Source organism: Streptococcus sp. E29BA (genome assembly GCF_041807805.1).
Lineage (GTDB): Bacteria > Bacillota > Bacilli > Lactobacillales > Streptococcaceae > Streptococcus > Streptococcus entericus.
The window spans coordinates 1-16,843 of sequence record NZ_JBGTZA010000038.1; the positions used below are offsets into that span (position 1 = coordinate 1).

A 16,843-nucleotide genomic window follows, 5' to 3' on the forward strand; every position below is an offset into this window, starting at 1 on the left:
CGCTTTTATCGCCCAACTTTTCGCAGGCACTTGACTAATCAGGAGGTTGTCACTAAACTGCTCGGCTATTCTCAAGAACTGAAAGAGCATTACGAACTTTATCAACTGCTCCTGTTTCATTTTCAAGAAAAGAAAGCTGACCAGCTCTTTGGGCTGATTGAGGAGACGATTTCAAGCGTTAATCCTGTCTTTCAGACAGTTTTTAGAACATTTTTGAAGGATAGGGACAAGATTGCCAATGCCCTGGAATTGCCCTACTCTAACGCCAAGATGGAAGCAACCAACAACATCATCAAGGTTATTAAGCGCAACGCCGTTGGTTTCAGAAACTTTGAAAAGACAAAACTCGCATTTTCATGGCCATAAACATAAAACGAGAGAAGACAAGAACTGTCCTCTCTCGGTGTTAAGTGGGTCAACCCACTACAGTTGACAAAGAGCCTATTTTTACACTTTTCAACAACTCCGGTTTTTGGTAGCTGAACAGAGACAATGTCGTCTAATAAAAAAGAGGAGACCTGTTAGTCTTCTCTTATAATAAATCATTTTCTGATTAGCTAATCCGAGGTTGTGTCTCCTGATGACTGACTTCCAAATGTTGGATTTAGAGGCGCTAAGCTTTCTGATTGACTAGAGGGGTCATTATAATCAACCGAAGGAGTAGGGGAAACAGTGTCCTGATAAGTTGTTGAAACCTCTGGGGACATGCCATAGATGTCTTCGTAAAGTACAGCTATTGTCGTCAGGTCTTGGTTTTCTGGTAGTCCCAGTTCACGCTTAATTCGATTTTGGGTCTCAAGCAGATGCTCTCTAGTTACGGCTTGATAGCTAACCTCATCAACCATGGCATCCTCGCCATGCAACTGATAAGTTTGCAAGTTACTAATCGCCTGACGATAAGCCAACAAGTCAGGAATCGTCTGTGGTGTTAACAGGATGTCAGTTTTCATGTTTTTGCTGACAGCGGTCAAAATGCTACGGTAACTACTCAAGCTATTGAGCGCTAGCAGTTTGGAAACGAGTTTTTGGATAACTTCACGTTGGCGCCGTTGGCGACCGTAGTCCCCTTCTGGGTCATCGTAGCGCATGCGGGCGTAGACCAAGGCTTGATCGCCGTTGACTTTGTGCGTTCCTGGTTCAACGCTTGAAGTGTACTCAGGTTCCCACTCATCGATACGAATTGGGAAATCAAACTGATTGGTCACGGTGATGCCACCAACAGCATTGACTAGGTCAACCAGCCCCTGCATGTTGATCTGCATGTAATAATCGATCCGAATATCCATCAAGCCCTCCACAGTCTTGATGGCCATCGGTGCACCTCCATAGGCATAGGCGGCATTTAACTTAGTTTTTGTCCCGAGAGGTTCACCAGTGTCATCTAGCAAATCGACCAAGGTATCTCGCTCCAGACTGGTCAGGGTTGTGGTGTTGGTCTGAGGGTTAACGGTGACCAAAATCATCGAATCGCTCTGCCCTTGCCATCTGTCCTCACGAGAGCCTGATCCAGTATCTACCCCCATCAAAAGAACTGAAAACGGCTTTGTGTCAGCAATCGCTGTGCTTTGTATGCTATCTTGCCGATAGTTTTTAAAGGTTTTGGACAGCTCGTTGGTTGAAAACGAATAGGCTGTGGTCAGATACAAACCGACCGCAATAGCTGTCACAGTGATAATCCCTGTCAACATCAGGGCAATTTTTTTCCCAATACTCATTAGTTATCCTATCATTTTTGCCATCATGTAAACGTCCAGAAAGTCACCTGTAGCGGAAACGGCTCCTCGCTGTTTCGTTCCTTCAATTTCAAATCCCAAATGTTGGTAAAGGCGAGTGGCTCGGTCATTTCTGACCTGCACGGTTAATTCTAATCTGGCTAACACATCTTCTTGCTCCGCCCAGTCAATAGCTTCCTCTAACATCAGGCGTCCCAGGCCATGCCCCCAGTATGGTTTGTGAACAGCCAAAAAGATATGCCCGATATGGTTTAGTTTGGACTGTGGAGCTGTTCTAACGGTCAAGGCACCAATTAACTGGTCATCTACTAAGGCCAGTAAACAAAACTGGTCATTGGCACGATAGAACTTATCTAAGGTGTCGGCCATTTGCTCAACAGACTGGGACAAGCCACTGTCATCCATGACCAGATAATCGGTCTCTGTTGCGACTTGAGCCATAAAATCCAAAAAAGCCGCCGCATCTTGTCCGCTGGCTTCTCGAAAACTAATGGTCTGCTCTGCCATTTTCAAAATCCTCCAAAAGCGCCTGAGACCGCTGGCCAAAAGCCGCTAAGCTCACCTGTCTGCCATGGTCACGGCGCTCGATAACCAGCTCCAGGTAGTCCTCAACCGCGTCACTCGGTAAAAGCCGACCCCACTCGATGACGGTTACGCCGTCGCTGTAGAGAAACTCGTCGATGTCGATACTGTCTGGGTCATCACCGAGACGATAGATGTCTAAGTGGTTAAGTGGCAGTCGTCCCTCATAGGTGCGGACCAAGGTATAAGTCGGACTTTTTACCATCTGCGTGATTCCCAGCCCTTTGGCTAAGCCCTTGGTCAGGGTGGTTTTACCAGCTCCCAGCTCGCCAGTCAGTAAAATCACTTGACCTGCGTCAAGATGTTTGGCTAACCGTTCCCCCAGTGCCATGAGTTCTTCTTCATTTTCAGTATAAAACATAGGTCTATTATAACAAAAAATAGCTGGCGAACCAACTATTTTTCTTTTTGTTCCTTTTGCCAAGCCAAGCAGACACTAGTCGTCCATTTTAACACGTCAAGACCAACTGACGAGTTGAGAGCTTCTTAACCTCCACGACGACATTTTGAAAACCGTCTTCTGAAATCTTTTTCAGATAGTCGTCTAGATTTGCTCGTTTAACGACGGTAAAGTTTCTGACGTGAGTAGATTGGGTCGACAGTGACATTGACGCCCAATTTACGGAGGACATTTTTATCCTCTTCAGGCAAGATTACTGTTGAGTGTACCTCGCTGCCTTGTAAGTTGCCTAATTCCTGCATGGCACGATGGGCTTCTGGACTGTTGCGCGCTGTAATCGCTAGGGCAATCAGTAATTCAGAAGAGTGCAGGCGGGGGTTTCGGTTGCCTAAGTGATTGATTTTTAAGCCTTGGATTGGCGTTACATAATCAGGTTCAATCAGGTGCGTTTGCTTGTCAATACCCGCTAAGGCTTTGATGGCATTTACCAAAACAGCAGCTGTCGGTCCGAACAAATCAGAGGTCTTACCAGTGACCGTCTGACCATTTGGCAATTCAAGCGCTAGGGCAGCATCGCCTGTCAGTTCCGCCTTTTCTCTGGCCACCAAGGTTACCTGGCGGTCTGCTGGCGTGATACCGAGGTCGTTCATCAAGAACTCAATCTTCTTGACAGCTACCTCGCTCACTCGTTCTGCCTTGAAGTCAACCAAGGTCTGGTAATAGCGACGGATAATCTCTTGTTTTGACGCCTCAACAGCAGCATCGTTATCAGTAATGGCAAAACCGACCATATTAACACCCATATCCGTCGGTGAAGCATACGGAGATTTGCCAAGAATCCGCTCTAACATACGCTTGACCACTGGGAAAATCTCGATGTCACGGTTATAATTGACCGTTGTCTTCCCGTAAGTTTCCAAGTGGAAAGGGTCAATCATGTTGACGTCATCAAGGTCAGCTGTTGCAGCTTCGTAAGCCAAGTTAACAGGGTGGTGCAGTGGCAAGTTCCAAACAGGGAAGGTTTCAAACTTGGCGTATCCTGAGCTAACGCCATTGAGTTGGTCATGGTAAAGCTGGGAGATGCAGGTCGCCAATTTTCCTGAACCAGGGCCCGGAGCCGTAACAACGATGAGGTTGCGACTGGTCTGAATGTAGTCGTTTTTCCCCATCCCTTCTGCCGACATAATGTGGTCAATATCTGTCGGATAGCCCTTAATCGGGTAGTGGAGGTAAGATGATATGCCGTGTTTTGTCAGGCTATAGCGGAAAGCGTCTGCCGCAGGCTGACCGGCATACTGAGTAATGACGACAGACCCAACAAAGAGATCAAGGTCATTAAACTTGTCAATCAGACGAAAGACCTCTTGGTCATAAGAAATCCCCAAATCACCGCGTGCCTTGGAATGCTCGATATTGTTTGCATTGATGGCAATAACAATTTCTACCTGCTCACGCAGTTCGTGTAGGAGTTTAATTTTATTATCAGGTTCATAACCAGGCAAGACACGAGCTGCATGGAAGTCTTCCAGCATTTTACCACCAAACTCTAGGTAAAGTTTGCCTTCAAACTGACTGATTCGCTCCAAGATGTGGTCACGTTGCAAACTGAGGTATTTTTCCGAATCAAAAGCTTTGCGTATCATGTTCTTCCTCCTATGTTATAAAAAAGTGATGGTCATAAAAAATATATTCTAGCAAATATAAGCTGAGCTTGTCAAGCAAAAACTGACAATTCTCAGAAAAATCGTCAGTTTTTTGTCACTAATTTGTGTCATCTTCACTGAAGAGACCAGCTAAACCTGCAAAAGGGCTACTGGCTTCCTTTTCAGCCTGTTTTTGAGCGTCGTATTGGCTCTCTGTTAAAATAGACCAGTTTTGCCCACTCGGTAAGTCTTCCTCTTGCTCTTCCTCAGGTGTCAAGACACGACTGGGCAGGTTGAGGAGAATGTTATCGACAACACTTTCTGTCAGGTCAATATGGTCTCCTTCGACAATCAAGACCAAATCGTCATCAACCAATTCCTGCTTTGCTGCGACATTCGAAGCAGCAATAAACACTTCCTGTACAGCTTGGCTATTGTCCAAAAGAACAGGCTCTAAAGAGCGACTGGATGGCAGGGTCAGCTGATAGGTCATGGTATAGGTCAAGAGATAGAGCCCTTGGTCATGACTGACTTGCCCCTGAACGACGACCGGTCCCAAAGCTAAAATCTCTGGCTCTCTGGCTTTAAGCACCTCTTCGAGGTGTAATATCTGCTGAAAAGTAATACCGTCTGGCTGTTTTCGAATGTCTGTTAAACGAAACATCATCTTCTCCTTTGTCTTCACTGATTCTATTATAGCAAGATTTCGATGACTTGTCTTGACCAAGTTGAAAAATATAATAAGAGAATGTTGGAGCCTGAGACAAAAGTCCCTGCCTCTCAACTTGTTTTTGAATGCTTAAACAAGACGCAGTGGTTGAGTGTAAAATAGTCCAGCAGGCTGGTTTAGTCCAAAGCTTAAAATTAGGAAGAACAGGAAAAATTCCCGCTTTGGGTGACCAATTTTTGCCCTACTCTCTTTTTCTCGTTTGAAACTGCAATCGGCTACTCAAGAGATTTTAAGGCTTCAAGCATATCGACCTGGCGCAAACGGCGGTTAATGAGTACACCCAATACAATCAAAATCACAGCGATGGCAAACACTGGTGTCAAGTAAACACTCAGATCCACCTGAGGCTGGAACATCAAACTAGGTGAGGCAATCATGTTTAGCAACAAGCGGTGGAGATAAACACCCTCTCCCAGCCCTAACATGATGCCAGCGAGTGACAGCACAATGGTTTCACGGTAAATATAAAGGGTGACCTCCTTATGATGGAAACCGAGAACCTTGATGGTGGACAGTTCGCGAATGCACTCTGCCACATTTATCGTCGTTAAGTTGTATAAAATGACAACCGCTAATAAAATGGAGAGGGCAATCAGTACCAACATAACGGCTGACAGGGAATCTGCCGTCTTTGTCAAAGCCATTTCAAGCGTGGTATTTTGAACGACACTTGCGACCGCGTGTTGCTTCAGGGCTTCTGCTGCTGTTTCTTTGATATGTTCAGGCGATTGGTCTTTAAGCTGAATCAGGTAACCATTGGGTGGACTGGGTTTAGGTTGGAGTTTTTCGTAATATGCCTCAGATAAGTAGATGTAATGACCAGCATATAGTTCACTGATGCCTGCAACCGTCAGGGTCACAGAATGGTCTTCCAGCGTCACAGTCAGCTGGTCACCAAGGTCAACACCGTATAGGGTTGCCAGCTTTTCAGTCACAATAGCGCCTGTGTCGCTCAAATTTAGCTGCTCTTTCGTCTGTCGTTGCCTGAGTTGAATAAAATCGTTCAGCTGAGGCTGATTTGCCACAAGTAGGGTGATGGTCTGGTCACCTGTTTGCTGAATAGTTTCTGAAGTGCTGAAAAAACGGACAGGGAGTTTCTGAGCAATAGTTGCCGTTTCTAAAAAACTGGTCAACTGATCTTTATCATCTTGCGATGCTCTGCTATTTTCCACTAGAATCAAGTCATAGGTCAATAGCTCCCCAAACTGGCTCTTAGCCACCCCTGAAATTGAAGACTGGATACCTAAGCCCGCAAAGAGAAGGGCCACCGACCCTGCGACCCCAAAAATGGTCATCAGCATCCGTTGCTTGTAGCGAAAAATGTTGCGAGCAGTGACCTTGTGCGTAAAGCTGAGGCGTTTCCAGATAAATGTCCAGCGTTCTAGCCAAATGGAAGAACCAGTAACTGGCGGTTTGGCTTGTAGTAATTGTGCAGGTTTTTCCCTGATTAAATCCCTGTGGGCAACGAGGTAGGTTGGCAAAACCGCTGAGATCAGGGCTAATAGCACAGCAACCAAGCTCCAGCCAGGATAGAAGATATGACTTATCTGCCCTAAAACCAGTTTTTGGGTCAGAATATTGCCAATCATGGAAGAGAGCACCATATGTCCCAAGATAACCCCGACAAGTGTTCCAGCAAGACTGGCGGTCAAACCATACACGACAAATTTTGCCATGATGGCTCGATTAGTAAATCCTAAGGACTTAAAAATACCGATAGTATGACGTTCCTCATCAACAAAACTCGTCATCGTTGTCAGGCTGACTAGGGCCGCCACCAGATAAAGGACAACAGGAAAGATATTGCCGACAGCTGAAATGGCAGAGGCTCCTGTTTTAAAGGTATCATAGCCATGACCGCCTGGAAAGGTTTGACGCGTATAAACCCTATAATCAGGCTCAGTCAACTGGTTGAGTTGGTCTGTCGCTTGAGTGAGTTCCTTATCTGCGCTCGCCATCTGTGCTTGGGCATCAGCTTTCTGACGGTCAAAATCAGATTGGGAGCGCTCAAGCTCTGCTTTAGCCGAGTTGAGGCGGTCTTGCTCTTGTGAGATGACCAAACTTTCCTGATCTAGCCGAGCTTGATTGGCGACATAAGCACTTAAACCTGATTGATAGGTGGCTAAACCTGATTGGTAAGCGGCTAAGCCTGCATCATAATCCACCTTACCCTGCTGATAGGTGGTTAGACCTTCTTCATAGGCTGCCTTGCCTTGTTGATAGCTAGCCAGCTGTAGGTCATAGGCCTCTAAGGCTGAGCGGTACTGGCTTTCTGCCGTCTGATAGGCTGACCGCTCGTTCTCATAGATGGTGAGGTTACTCTGATAGCCTGCCTGCCCTTGTTGGAGATTGTTTTCTAATTGGGTCAATCGCTGAGCAGTTTCTGCTAGTTGACTTTCTCGAGCAGTCAGACGAGAGGCGCTTTGAGGATCCTGTCCCTGCACAAGCCACTCCTGTTTTTCTGCCTCAAGACGTGACACCTCTGTTTGCCAAACCTGCTGTTCTAGGGCAAGGTTTGTTGCTAACTCATCCAGCTGTTTTTTATCAGCAGCTAGGGACAGTTGACTTTGCTCCAATGCCTTACTTGCTTGTTCCAGCTGGGCCTTCGTCGTGTCAAGCGCTGTTTTACCCGTTTGAAGCGCCAAATCTGCCTCTGCCAGTTCACGTGACGTTTTTGTTAAACGCGCTTCTGCTTGTTCAAGCTCCAACTTGCTGTCATCGAGCTGTTTTTTCGATTGAGCCAATTCGGCTTGACTAGTCGCCAGTTGATGTTGAGTGCAAGCTCGGCTTGACCTTGGTTGAGGAGTTCTTGACCTTTTTCTAATTGGCTTTGCCCCTGAGAAAGGGCTCCCCTAGCCTCTGCCAGTTGCTCTTCACCATCTGCGATTTGCTCTTTAGTCTCTGAAAGTTGTTTGCGCCCGCGGTCAATCTCCGACTGTGCATCTGCTCTTAACACCTGCCAACGTTGATGACCGTTATCAGCGAGGAGAGCTGTCAATTGCTGTTGATGCTCTGCTATTTTCCTATCGTAGGTCTCGGTGAAAAAGGGTTCCCCTCTCAACTCATCATAGACTAAACGCGCAATCATGTAAACAGAGCTGTCAAAAGCCGCCTCTGTAGTCACTCCGTAAGCCATTAAGTCGCCTGTTCCTGCCCTTGTCTGACCGAGGACTTCCTTATCCCAAAGTTCTGCGGACTGGACAAAACCAGTCACTGTAAAGGTATCTGTTGTCAGAGGACTGTCAGAAGATGGTGTGAAACGAATGGCATCTCCAATCTGATAAGACGGACTTAACTGTTCTGATAGAGCCACTTCATGAGCTGTTTCAGGCAACCGCCCTGAGCGCACCCGATAGGTAGACAAGGTCTTCGGAGAGGAAAAGAGCCGAACGGCCTCGTCCTGACCTGCGATGGTCACATCAGCTAAGTAGCCAAATTATACAGTCGCTCCTTTAACTTGCTTTAGCTCTTCTTGGTCTTCTGCCGATAGGCCATAGTCTGCCATCACTGCTAAATCCACCAGATGGGTTTCTGTGATGTAGTCCTGAGCTGTCCTTTGCATATTTGGGGTCGTCACCTTGAGACCAACCAAAGCAAGAGAGCCAATCATCATCAGGCTAAAGATTGAAAAAAATCTCCCTTTTGAACCCAAAAAAGACTGGGACAATTCTTTAAGATAGACTGATTTTTTCATGACAGCACCCTAGTATTCTAGCATTTCAATATCCTGAGGTTGGGCGTTGGTGATAACGGATTTAACCGTTGCATCCCGCATATGAATCACACGGTCTGCAATCGGCGCTAAAGCAGCGTTATGGGTCACGATGATGACGGTCGCCCCTTGGTGCCTAGACATGTCCTGTGAGATTTTCAAGACCTGCTTACCTGTTTGATAATCCAGAGCGCCTGTCGGCTCATCGCAGAGCAACAGTTTTGGTTTTTTAGCCACTGCTCGTGCAATCGATACCCGCTGCTGCTCACCTCCTGACAGCTGGGCTGGGAAATGATTGAGACGCTGACTAAGCCCAACCTGTTTGAGTACCTCAGTTGGGTCTAAAGAATCCTTAACGATTTCGCAGGCAAGTTCGACATTTTCCTTAGCCGTGAGATTAGCGACCAGATTATAAAATTGAAAGACAAATCCGACATCGTCACGGCGGTAGTTCGTCAGCTGATGAGCATTGAACTGTGCGATGTCAACGCCATCAATCATCACCTGCCCCTGATCACTGGTATCCATCCCGCCTAAAATATTTAGCAAGGTCTATTTTCCAGCACCAGAAGACCCAAGGATAATCACCAACTCGCCTTGTTCAATCGCAAAAGTTACCTCGTGATTGGCCACAATGCGACTATCCCCACTGCCATAAGACTTTGAAACCTGTTTGACATCAATATAAGCCATGTTAAATCCTTTCCCTTCCTGATTAGCTCTACAAAATAGACAGATTGTTGATTTTAACTGCCATCTATGATAACATGAAGCGATAGCAATCACAAGAACAAAAAACGACAAACTGTCGATTTAAGGATAGAGCGATGAAACACCGACAAACCGAAACCAAAGCTTACTTGAAAAAAGCCTTGACGCTCCTGCTTCAGGACACTGAGATTGAACACTTGACCATCAGCCAAATCACTAAAAAAGCCGGCATCAACCGCAGCACCTTTTATCTCCATTATCAAGACAAGTACGACTTTATCAATCACCTCAAAGATGATACTTGGCAAGAGATTGACATTCTGCTTGAGCGGCATAAGCATCAGCCTAGAGCAGGGATTTTAGCGATTTTACAGTTTTTGAAAGGGGATTTTGATTTTATTTCAGCCATAGCTAATAGTCTCTTTTTGAATCTGTCTGAATCAATCAAGGACTTCACTCGCCATCTACTGAGTCCCGACGAGCAAATTGCAGAAGCCTTAGTCGAGGCTTACCGCATCCCTTATCCCTATGCCCTGACCGTTTATTTGTCCTCCATAGAAAGCATCATCAGTCTTTGGATTGAAACAGGTGGCCAAGAGAGTCCTGAGGAAATGACTGACATTATTTTGACCGTTGTTGATTTGGGCAATCAGTTTCAGTGAGCGGTTGAGGAAATGAGTACAAAAATAAAATAGCCCCTTTCTGTCAGCCGTTGTGAACAGAAAGGGGCTTATCTTACATCTTTTCTAGCCGTGCAATACGGTCTGCAATGGGGGGATGGGTGTAAAAGAGGGATTTAAAGCCCTCTTTTTTCTTAGGGTCATTGATATATAAAGCTGCGCTGGCTGAATCAACAGACTGCTGCATTGGGGCAGATTGGTCCAATTTTTGAAGCGCCCTAATCATCCCGTAGGGATTTCGGGTCAACTCAACAGCGCCAGCATCAGCCAGGTACTCCCTCTGGCGGGAAATGGCTAGCTGAACAAGGGTGGCCGCCAGCGGTGCGAGAGCGATTGCCAACAAAGAAAAAACCAGAATCAGGACACTAGCTCCGTCGTTATCGCGGTTGTTTCGGCGTGAACGTCCACCACCATACCACATCATGCGACCACCCAGCGAAGACAGGAGGGTTACTGCCGATGCGAGAGCGACAGCTATGGTCGAGATACGGATGTCATAGTTACGAATATGGCTGACTTCGTGCCCCATGACCGCTTCAAGTTCCTCTCGGTTCATTACTGCGAGAAGACCTGTCGTCGCAGCAACCGCTGCATTCTCGGGGCTTGACCCTGTAGCAAAGGCATTGAAGGCTGGGTCATCGATGATAAAGACACGTGGCATGGGGATTTGAGCGACCATGGCCATGTCTTCGACCACATGATAAAGGTCTGGGGCTTCGGCTACCGTCACTTCACGCGCCTGATTCATGGACATGACCACATTGGTTGATTGAAAAATCATGATGGCAGCATAGATGAGCCCGATAAGAAGGGCGAGCACAGCGCCGAACGCCAGTGAATCCGCCAGCACATAACCTAGCGCAGCTCCGAGAGTTGTCAAGAGAGCGAAAAAAACGAGCAATAAAGCGATGGTTCGTCGCTTGTTAGACTTGATTTGTTCAAACAGCATAGGGTTTTCCTCCAGTTTGAAAAAAGAGTGTGTGGCAACAATCGTTCATTCGTCAGAATTACATCTCCAAGACTACGTCACTCCCCCTTCAAAGCTCAAAAGCCTTAAAGCACTCAGCAGTGGGGACTAATGATCTGTGCATGGGCAACTTTAAAACAGACAAAATCGATAAAAATTACTCCAAACCACCACAACTCCTCTGATTAACGACAATAAAATGAAGAAACTAGGAATCTTTTCCCAGCCTCTTCCGTGAAAAATTAGAAGTCAAAATTAACTGTTGGCACAACTTTTTCTTCTTCAGGAGTTTGTAAAAAGTCAACCTTCTTAAAACCAAACAGGCCTGCAATGATATTGCTTGGGAAGGTTTCTAATTTGACGTTATAGTTGGAAACGGTGGTGTTATACAACTGACGAGAATAAGAAATCTTGTTCTCGGTGTTGGTCAATTCGTCTTGCAACTTGACAAAGCTGGCATTGGCTTTAAGGTCAGGATAGTTTTCTGCAACAGCAAGGATACCTGCAACTTGACGAGTCAAAGCATCAGAAGCCTGCATGGCTTCAGCTGGGCTGCTAGCCTTAGCAATCTGCGCTCTCAACTCTGCAATTTTTTCCAAGGTCTGACCTTCGTATTTGGCGTAGCCTTTAACAGTCTCAATCAAGTTAGGAATCAGGTCATTACGACGCTTGAGTTGAACGTCAATCTGGCTCCAAGACTCTTGTGTTTGCACCCGACTCTTGACCAGGCTGTTATACACACCGACCACGAGTAAGGCAATAAGGGCAACAATAGCAATAATAATCCAAAACATAGAGAGTTCCTCCTTTTTTCTACAGAACCATTATACCATACTTTGGCAAAAAAAGGGAGTTTGTGGTAGAATGGAACCACTAAAGACGATAAAGGATAACCATGACACCACAAGAATTTTACGACCACTTGGCAGCCGCTGGCTTTTTCCTTAACGACCAGCAAAAAGCACAATTCAACCGTTACTTTGAGCTCTTGGTTGAATGGAATGAAAAGATTAACCTAACTGCCATCACCGCACGCGACGAGGTCTATCTCAAACACTTCTACGACAGCCTTGCACCAGTTCTTCAGGGGCACATCAAAAACCAGCCCCTAACATTGCTGGATATCGGTGCTGGAGCTGGCTTTCCCAGCCTTCCGATGAAAATCCTCTGCCCAGAGCTTGAGGTCACCATTATCGATTCCCTCAATAAGCGGATTAGCTTTTTGACCTTACTAGCTGAGGAGTTAGGGCTGACTGGTGTCGCTTTTTATCATGGCAGAGCGGAAGACTTTGGTCAAGATAAGACGTTCAGAGGGCAGTTTGACCTCGTCACTGCCAGAGCTGTCGCTCGCCTGCAAGTCTTGGCAGAGCTGACGATCCCCTTTCTTCGTATCAATGGTCAGCTGATTGCCCTCAAGGCAGCAGCGGCTGACAGCGAGTTACTTGACGCTAAAACAGCGCTTCAGACCCTCTTTGCCAAGGTCGACGAGACAAGAGATTACCAGCTGCCAAACGGTGATTCCCGCAACCTGACCATTGTCCGCAAAACCAAAGAAACACCTAACAAATACCCCAGAAAGGCTGGCTTGCCAAATAAGAAACCCCTATGATGCCTGAATTAAGACCCCTAACCATCGCTCAGAAGCTGAGTATCAGTTTTTTAGCGACTATTCTCGTCGGCAGTCTCTTACTGTCTCTCCCCATCTTTCACGTGGCAGGTGCACCGCCAACCAGCTACCTTGACCACCTCTTTCACGCGGTCTCCATGGTTTGCGTGACCGGTCTGTCAGTTTTTCCTGTCGCTGAGGTCTACAATCGCCTAGGGCAGGTTATCTGCTTGATTCTGATTCAGATTGGTGGGCTGGGGTTGGTCAGCCTGATTGCCATCAGTTACTATACCCTCAAGCGCAAGGTCGGTGTCAACGACCAAGAATTGCTCAAGTCCTCGCTCAGCTTTGACCAGCCGACAAGCTTGAAAGAGCATCTCTTTTCCATCTACAAAATCACTCTAACTATCGAAGGGGTGGGAGCCCTCCTTCTTATGGTGGATTTCATTCCCCGCTATGGTTGGGCAGATGGCATTTTTAACAGCATTTTCCTCGCCATCTCTGCATTTTGTAACGCCGGTTTTGATAACCTAGGCGCCAACAGTCTGGGCGATTTCGTCGTCAATCCCTTGGTCAATCTGGTCATTGCAGGGTTGATTTTATCAGGAGGCTTAGGCTTCATCGTCTGGAAAGATCTGATTCAGGCCTTTAAGCGCTCCGTCTTAACCAAACCACGCCAGCCCAAGCGACTGGAGCGTTGGTTGTCACCACATTCCAAATTGATGCTGATCACCACCGGTATCATCCTACTAGCTGGAACGCTCCTATCTTGGTTGATTGAGCTGGATAATCCAGCCACCATCGGGCATTACAGCCCACCACAACAACTTTTAGTCAGCTTTTTTCAAACTGTGACCATGCGAACGGCAGGCTTTTCGACCATCAGCTATGTCCAAACTGACTTGGTGACCAATATCCTCTATATCCTGCAAATGCTCATGGGGGGTGCACCTGGTGGGACAGCAGGCGGGCTCAAGCTGAGCGTGGTCGCCATTCTCTTCTTGGTCTTCAAGGCCGAGCTATCTGGCAATAGCCAAATCCTCTTTCAGTACCGAAGCATTCCACAAAAGCTGCTCAAGCAAACCTTGACGGTGCTGATTTTCTTCTTTACAGTCTTTTTGGTCGGCTATCTCCTGCTCTTGCAGGTTGAGCCGTCACTTGACCCCTTTGCCCTGCTCTTTGAAGTGGCCAGCGCTCTAGCAACGGTCGGCATCACCATGGATGTCACCAGCCAGCTGGGCTTGGGTGGTCGGGTCATCATCATGCTACTCATGTTTATCGGCCGCGTAGGACCAATCACTGTCCTGCTCAGCCTTGTTCAGAAAAAAGAAAAACCCATCCAATATGCGGAAACCAACATTTTGGTGGGCTAGGAAAGGATCTTATGACACGAAAAATTATCGGTGTGCTGGGACTTGGTGTGTTTGGTCGCACAGTGGCGAGGGAGCTAACCCAGTTTGATCAGGACGTTATCGCTGCAGACAATGACGGTCGCCATATTGAGGCGGTCGCTGATCAGGTCAGCAAGGCTGCTGTCGGTGACATTACCGACTACCATTTCCTGCAAGGGCTTGGTATCGACCACTGCGACGCTGTGGTTATCGCTACAGGAACTAACCTAGAGGCAGCCGTTCTTGCCGTCATCAACTGTAAAAAGCTGGACGTCAAGAAAATTGTCGCTAAGGCCAAGAGTATGAGCTACGAGGAAGTCCTCTATGCCGTCGGTGCTGATTTGGTTATCTCGCCAGAGCGCGAAGCTGGGGTCAACCTGGTTTCGACACTGCTGCGCAACAAAATTCACGACGTTTTTCATTTCGAGGGGGACACCGCTATTGTTGAGTTTGAGATTCCTGATAAATGGATCGGCAAGTCTATCATTCAGCTAGATGTTCGCAACACCTACGACATCAACATCATCGGTCTCCGTGAGCAAAAGAACGCTCCCATCAACACGACCCTTGCCCTCAACCAGCCCTTGGCCAAAGGGACATTGTTGGTGGCTATCGCCAATAGCAGAGCTTTCGAGCAATTCGACTATCTGGACGAGTTGACATAGGCGCTTCAAAATCAAGACCTGCAACCTATCAAAACCATGACAGACAGCCCTTGCTCTCCATCACTAGAATCCAGGGCTGTTTTTCCAGCAGCTGAAGTACCCTATCACTCAAACCCTTCGTCAGAAAAGGAAAGCAAGCACGCAAAAAAACTCGCTCAGCTACAAGACTGCTATGGCTTGATTTCAGCCATGCGTTCTTAAACGCTGTTCTTTACTGAAGTCTGGGGCTAACCCGACATGCTAGCCTAGCGAACAGCAAAAAAATCTAAAAAAAAATGTGTCATTTATAGTTGACACATTTTTTCTTATCTGTTATACTAGGTATGTGACATATATATGACCTGGGTGGACGTGCCCAAAATTTTTTAAGCAGTGATGTCATCTATATAAGACACTGAGGGTGACCTCAAAAAATTTTACTCCAATGTGTCACATATAAAAGACATCAGCTCTGCTATTTCCCAAAAAACACTGAAAGGAGTTCAGATGAACCGTGTCAAAGACTTTCGCACTCAGGCTGGGCTGTCGCAGTTAGCGCTGGCCAAGAGCATCAGTGTCGCTAGGCAGACCATCAACCTGATTGAAAACGACAAGTACAATCCCTCACTGGACCTCTGCATCAAGCTGGCAGAGGTGCTAGAAACTGACCTAAATACCCTTTTTTGGGAGACGAGACATGTTTAAGGGGAGCAGGATGATAAAACTGTTTGCTGGCAATGGTTATCCTTGCGTTAGTGGGCTAGTGGTTGGCTCAACTATTCACTTTGTAACATGGCCTGACAAACTATTATCCTCTAGCTTTGCGGCAGCTATCCTCCCAAAACCATCAAAAACAACTCAAGGAGACTAAAATGATGAACCTCAATAAAGATAACCTCTACATTTTCTTTCTACGGCGTTTCTACGACATCACCAGTGACTTGGACGAGTACACCATCAGCGAGATTAACAAATTCGGTAACAACATGTACATGCTCATGTATTGTCTCGTCTTCCTGATTGGCTTGGCTTATTTTTTCAACTTGCCCGGCACTATCGAGGTGATTATCCTTATCTTGCTCTTTTTACCACCTCATCTTCAGAAGAAGATGGCAAGGCGACTAGGACTGGATAAGGTCGAGACCGATAAACAAGGGTTGAAACAGGCTAGGCTGAACATACTCAAGCGGACGCTTCTCCAAACGGTCTTAACAGCAATAGGGTTGGGGTGGTTGTTCCTGTTCGCCAATGCCACTCATGACTATAGACCGGATTTCCTAAGCAGCATCGCTCTGCCAGTTTGGGCAACAGTGGTCGTCAGTCGCTTAGCTTACCTTGCCTTTAAAAATAACCGTAAAATTACCATCATCGACTAATCTCAACAGTTAGAGGAGACTTATCATGACAACAACGACTCTATGGAGCAAGATTATCCGCTGGTTTTACGGCATCGAGGAATTGGACGAATACCGCGAAGCCATGGTCAACCGTATCGGTAATCAGCTATTTATGGTGCATTTTATGATTAATCTGCTGAGTACAGCTCTGGCTTTTTACCTGATGAAGACCCCTAGCATCGCCTTGGACTTGCTCATGTGGACAAACTTTATCTGGTTTTATGTGGCGACAGGCTACATGATGTTTAAGAGCAATCAACTGGGCATACGAACCCACGAGGTCGATGAACAAGACTATGAGACGGTTAAAGCCAAAAAGCTCCGTCAACTCAAGCGTGCGTTCTTGCTGGTAACACCACTCTACCACCTCTTCTTGAGCTATAGCCCATCAAAAGACTTGTTGACGGAAGTCTTGGACTGGCGACGCTTGCTAGCTACTGCTATTTGGGTCTTGGTCACCTATCTCGGTTTCCGATTTTTCCTGCTAAAGGGTATCAAAATTGATAAAGAATAGGGTTAAAAATAATTTAAATCAGATTAAACGGCAGGTCACTGATCATGACATGCCGTTTTTGTGGCTCTATAATTTCTGTAGTGGGTAAATCCACCATGGAGATTATAGAGCCTTTTGAGTGTAGAAAAAAAGT

General features: G+C 46.6%; 17 protein-coding genes and 2 pseudogenes. 8 read left to right on the plus strand and 11 right to left on the minus strand.

Going from position 1 to position 16,843, the window contains the following annotated elements; translation table 11 throughout:
* Positions 1 to 410: pseudogene (locus ACERC8_RS08455) on the plus strand (transposase); the annotation flags it as partial.
* A gap of 147 nt (positions 411 to 557) precedes the next feature.
* On the opposite strand, the gene ACERC8_RS08460 reads toward ACERC8_RS08455, so the two are convergent.
* The 9 genes and pseudogenes from ACERC8_RS08460 to ACERC8_RS08500 all read right to left on the minus strand — a co-directional run bounded on the left by ACERC8_RS08460 (position 558) and on the right by ACERC8_RS08500 (position 9,493).
* Positions 558 to 1,715, minus strand: coding sequence for an LCP family protein (locus ACERC8_RS08460; RefSeq protein ID WP_373659457.1), 1,158 nt, complete (start codon positions 1,713 to 1,715; stop codon positions 558 to 560).
* A gap of 3 nt (positions 1,716 to 1,718) precedes the next feature.
* Positions 1,719 to 2,240 carry an N-acetyltransferase family protein gene (locus tag ACERC8_RS08465; protein WP_373659458.1) on the minus strand — a complete coding sequence of 174 codons (522 nt, stop codon included), beginning with the start codon at positions 2,238 to 2,240 and terminating at the stop codon, positions 1,719 to 1,721.
* On the minus strand, positions 2,221 to 2,676 hold the full coding sequence (gene tsaE / locus ACERC8_RS08470; protein WP_373659459.1) for a tRNA (adenosine(37)-N6)-threonylcarbamoyltransferase complex ATPase subunit type 1 TsaE: 456 nt from the start codon (positions 2,674 to 2,676) through the stop codon (positions 2,221 to 2,223). The genes ACERC8_RS08465 and tsaE overlap by 20 nt, the downstream gene beginning before the upstream one ends.
* Before the next feature lie 197 nt (positions 2,677 to 2,873).
* The gene (locus ACERC8_RS08475) at positions 2,874 to 4,358 is read right to left on the minus strand and encodes a DUF1846 domain-containing protein (protein ID WP_373659460.1); all 1,485 of its coding nucleotides are present in this window, start codon (positions 4,356 to 4,358) and stop codon (positions 2,874 to 2,876) included.
* Between the two features lie 118 nt (positions 4,359 to 4,476).
* A complete protein-coding gene (locus tag ACERC8_RS08480; protein WP_373659461.1) occupies positions 4,477 to 5,022 on the minus strand; it encodes a DUF177 domain-containing protein in 546 nt (181 codons plus the stop codon).
* A gap of 281 nt (positions 5,023 to 5,303) precedes the next feature.
* Positions 5,304 to 7,832 (minus strand): FtsX-like permease family protein, encoded by a 2,529-nt coding sequence (locus ACERC8_RS08485; protein ID WP_373659462.1) that lies wholly within the window; start codon positions 7,830 to 7,832, stop codon positions 5,304 to 5,306.
* A complete protein-coding gene (locus tag ACERC8_RS08490; RefSeq protein ID WP_373659463.1) occupies positions 7,766 to 8,506 on the minus strand; it encodes a hypothetical protein in 741 nt (246 codons plus the stop codon). The genes ACERC8_RS08485 and ACERC8_RS08490 overlap by 67 nt, the downstream gene beginning before the upstream one ends.
* An 18-nt stretch (positions 8,507 to 8,524) precedes the next feature.
* A complete protein-coding gene (locus ACERC8_RS08495) occupies positions 8,525 to 8,782 on the minus strand; it encodes a hypothetical protein (protein ID WP_373659465.1) in 258 nt (85 codons plus the stop codon).
* A 9-nt stretch (positions 8,783 to 8,791) separates the two neighbouring features.
* Positions 8,792 to 9,493 (minus strand): annotated as a pseudogene (locus ACERC8_RS08500) (ABC transporter ATP-binding protein).
* A 134-nt stretch (positions 9,494 to 9,627) separates the two neighbouring features.
* Here ACERC8_RS08500 and ACERC8_RS08505 point away from each other — a divergent pair.
* Positions 9,628 to 10,173: a TetR/AcrR family transcriptional regulator gene (locus ACERC8_RS08505; protein ID WP_373659466.1), complete on the plus strand. Its 546-nt coding sequence runs from the start codon at positions 9,628 to 9,630 to the stop codon at positions 10,171 to 10,173.
* Between the two features lie 73 nt (positions 10,174 to 10,246).
* Here the strand turns inward: ACERC8_RS08505 and htpX are convergent, their stop codons facing one another.
* Both htpX and ACERC8_RS08515 read right to left on the minus strand, forming a co-directional pair.
* The gene (htpX, locus tag ACERC8_RS08510; RefSeq protein WP_373659467.1) at positions 10,247 to 11,140 is read right to left on the minus strand and encodes a zinc metalloprotease HtpX; all 894 of its coding nucleotides are present in this window, start codon (positions 11,138 to 11,140) and stop codon (positions 10,247 to 10,249) included.
* Positions 11,141 to 11,400: 260 nt separating this feature from the next.
* Entirely contained in the window at positions 11,401 to 11,952 is a 552-nt protein-coding gene (locus ACERC8_RS08515) for a LemA family protein (protein WP_373659468.1), read from the minus strand.
* A 101-nt stretch (positions 11,953 to 12,053) separates the two neighbouring features.
* Between ACERC8_RS08515 and rsmG the strand changes: the two genes are divergently transcribed.
* The 6 genes from rsmG to ACERC8_RS08545 all read left to right on the plus strand — a co-directional run bounded on the left by rsmG (position 12,054) and on the right by ACERC8_RS08545 (position 16,710).
* On the plus strand, positions 12,054 to 12,767 hold the full coding sequence (gene rsmG / locus ACERC8_RS08520; protein WP_373659469.1) for a 16S rRNA (guanine(527)-N(7))-methyltransferase RsmG: 714 nt from the start codon (positions 12,054 to 12,056) through the stop codon (positions 12,765 to 12,767).
* A complete protein-coding gene (locus ACERC8_RS08525; protein ID WP_373659470.1) occupies positions 12,764 to 14,137 on the plus strand; it encodes a TrkH family potassium uptake protein in 1,374 nt (457 codons plus the stop codon). Before rsmG ends, ACERC8_RS08525 begins: the two co-directional genes overlap by 4 nt.
* An 11-nt stretch (positions 14,138 to 14,148) precedes the next feature.
* A complete protein-coding gene (locus ACERC8_RS08530) occupies positions 14,149 to 14,820 on the plus strand; it encodes an NAD-binding protein (RefSeq protein WP_373659471.1) in 672 nt (223 codons plus the stop codon).
* Between the two features lie 486 nt (positions 14,821 to 15,306).
* Positions 15,307 to 15,504, plus strand: coding sequence for a helix-turn-helix transcriptional regulator (locus tag ACERC8_RS08535; RefSeq protein ID WP_373659472.1), 198 nt, complete (start codon positions 15,307 to 15,309; stop codon positions 15,502 to 15,504).
* 170 nt (positions 15,505 to 15,674) lie between these two features.
* On the plus strand, positions 15,675 to 16,175 hold the full coding sequence (locus ACERC8_RS08540; RefSeq protein WP_373659473.1) for a DUF3278 domain-containing protein: 501 nt from the start codon (positions 15,675 to 15,677) through the stop codon (positions 16,173 to 16,175).
* Between the two features lie 25 nt (positions 16,176 to 16,200).
* Positions 16,201 to 16,710: a DUF6773 family protein gene (locus ACERC8_RS08545; RefSeq protein WP_373659474.1), complete on the plus strand. Its 510-nt coding sequence runs from the start codon at positions 16,201 to 16,203 to the stop codon at positions 16,708 to 16,710.
* Positions 16,711 to 16,843 lie beyond the last annotated feature (133 nt).

Coding starts and splice junctions, on each gene's coding strand:
- ACERC8_RS08545 (WP_373659474.1), top strand. CDS start 16,201: ATGACAACAACGACTCTATGGAGCAAGATTATCCGCTGGTTTTACGGC.
- ACERC8_RS08505 (WP_373659466.1), top strand. CDS start 9,628: ATGAAACACCGACAAACCGAAACCAAAGCTTACTTGAAAAAAGCCTTG.
- ACERC8_RS08530 (WP_373659471.1), top strand. CDS start 14,149: ATGACACGAAAAATTATCGGTGTGCTGGGACTTGGTGTGTTTGGTCGC.
- rsmG (WP_373659469.1), top strand. CDS start 12,054: ATGACACCACAAGAATTTTACGACCACTTGGCAGCCGCTGGCTTTTTC.
- ACERC8_RS08535 (WP_373659472.1), top strand. CDS start 15,307: ATGAACCGTGTCAAAGACTTTCGCACTCAGGCTGGGCTGTCGCAGTTA.
- ACERC8_RS08465 (WP_373659458.1), bottom strand. CDS start 2,240: ATGGCAGAGCAGACCATTAGTTTTCGAGAAGCCAGCGGACAAGATGCG.
- ACERC8_RS08460 (WP_373659457.1), bottom strand. CDS start 1,715: ATGAGTATTGGGAAAAAAATTGCCCTGATGTTGACAGGGATTATCACT.
- ACERC8_RS08480 (WP_373659461.1), bottom strand. CDS start 5,022: ATGTTTCGTTTAACAGACATTCGAAAACAGCCAGACGGTATTACTTTT.
- ACERC8_RS08495 (WP_373659465.1), bottom strand. CDS start 8,782: ATGAAAAAATCAGTCTATCTTAAAGAATTGTCCCAGTCTTTTTTGGGT.
- ACERC8_RS08525 (WP_373659470.1), top strand. CDS start 12,764: ATGATGCCTGAATTAAGACCCCTAACCATCGCTCAGAAGCTGAGTATC.
- ACERC8_RS08540 (WP_373659473.1), top strand. CDS start 15,675: ATGAACCTCAATAAAGATAACCTCTACATTTTCTTTCTACGGCGTTTC.
- ACERC8_RS08475 (WP_373659460.1), bottom strand. CDS start 4,358: ATGATACGCAAAGCTTTTGATTCGGAAAAATACCTCAGTTTGCAACGT.
- ACERC8_RS08515 (WP_373659468.1), bottom strand. CDS start 11,952: ATGTTTTGGATTATTATTGCTATTGTTGCCCTTATTGCCTTACTCGTG.
- htpX (WP_373659467.1), bottom strand. CDS start 11,140: ATGCTGTTTGAACAAATCAAGTCTAACAAGCGACGAACCATCGCTTTA.
- tsaE (WP_373659459.1), bottom strand. CDS start 2,676: ATGTTTTATACTGAAAATGAAGAAGAACTCATGGCACTGGGGGAACGG.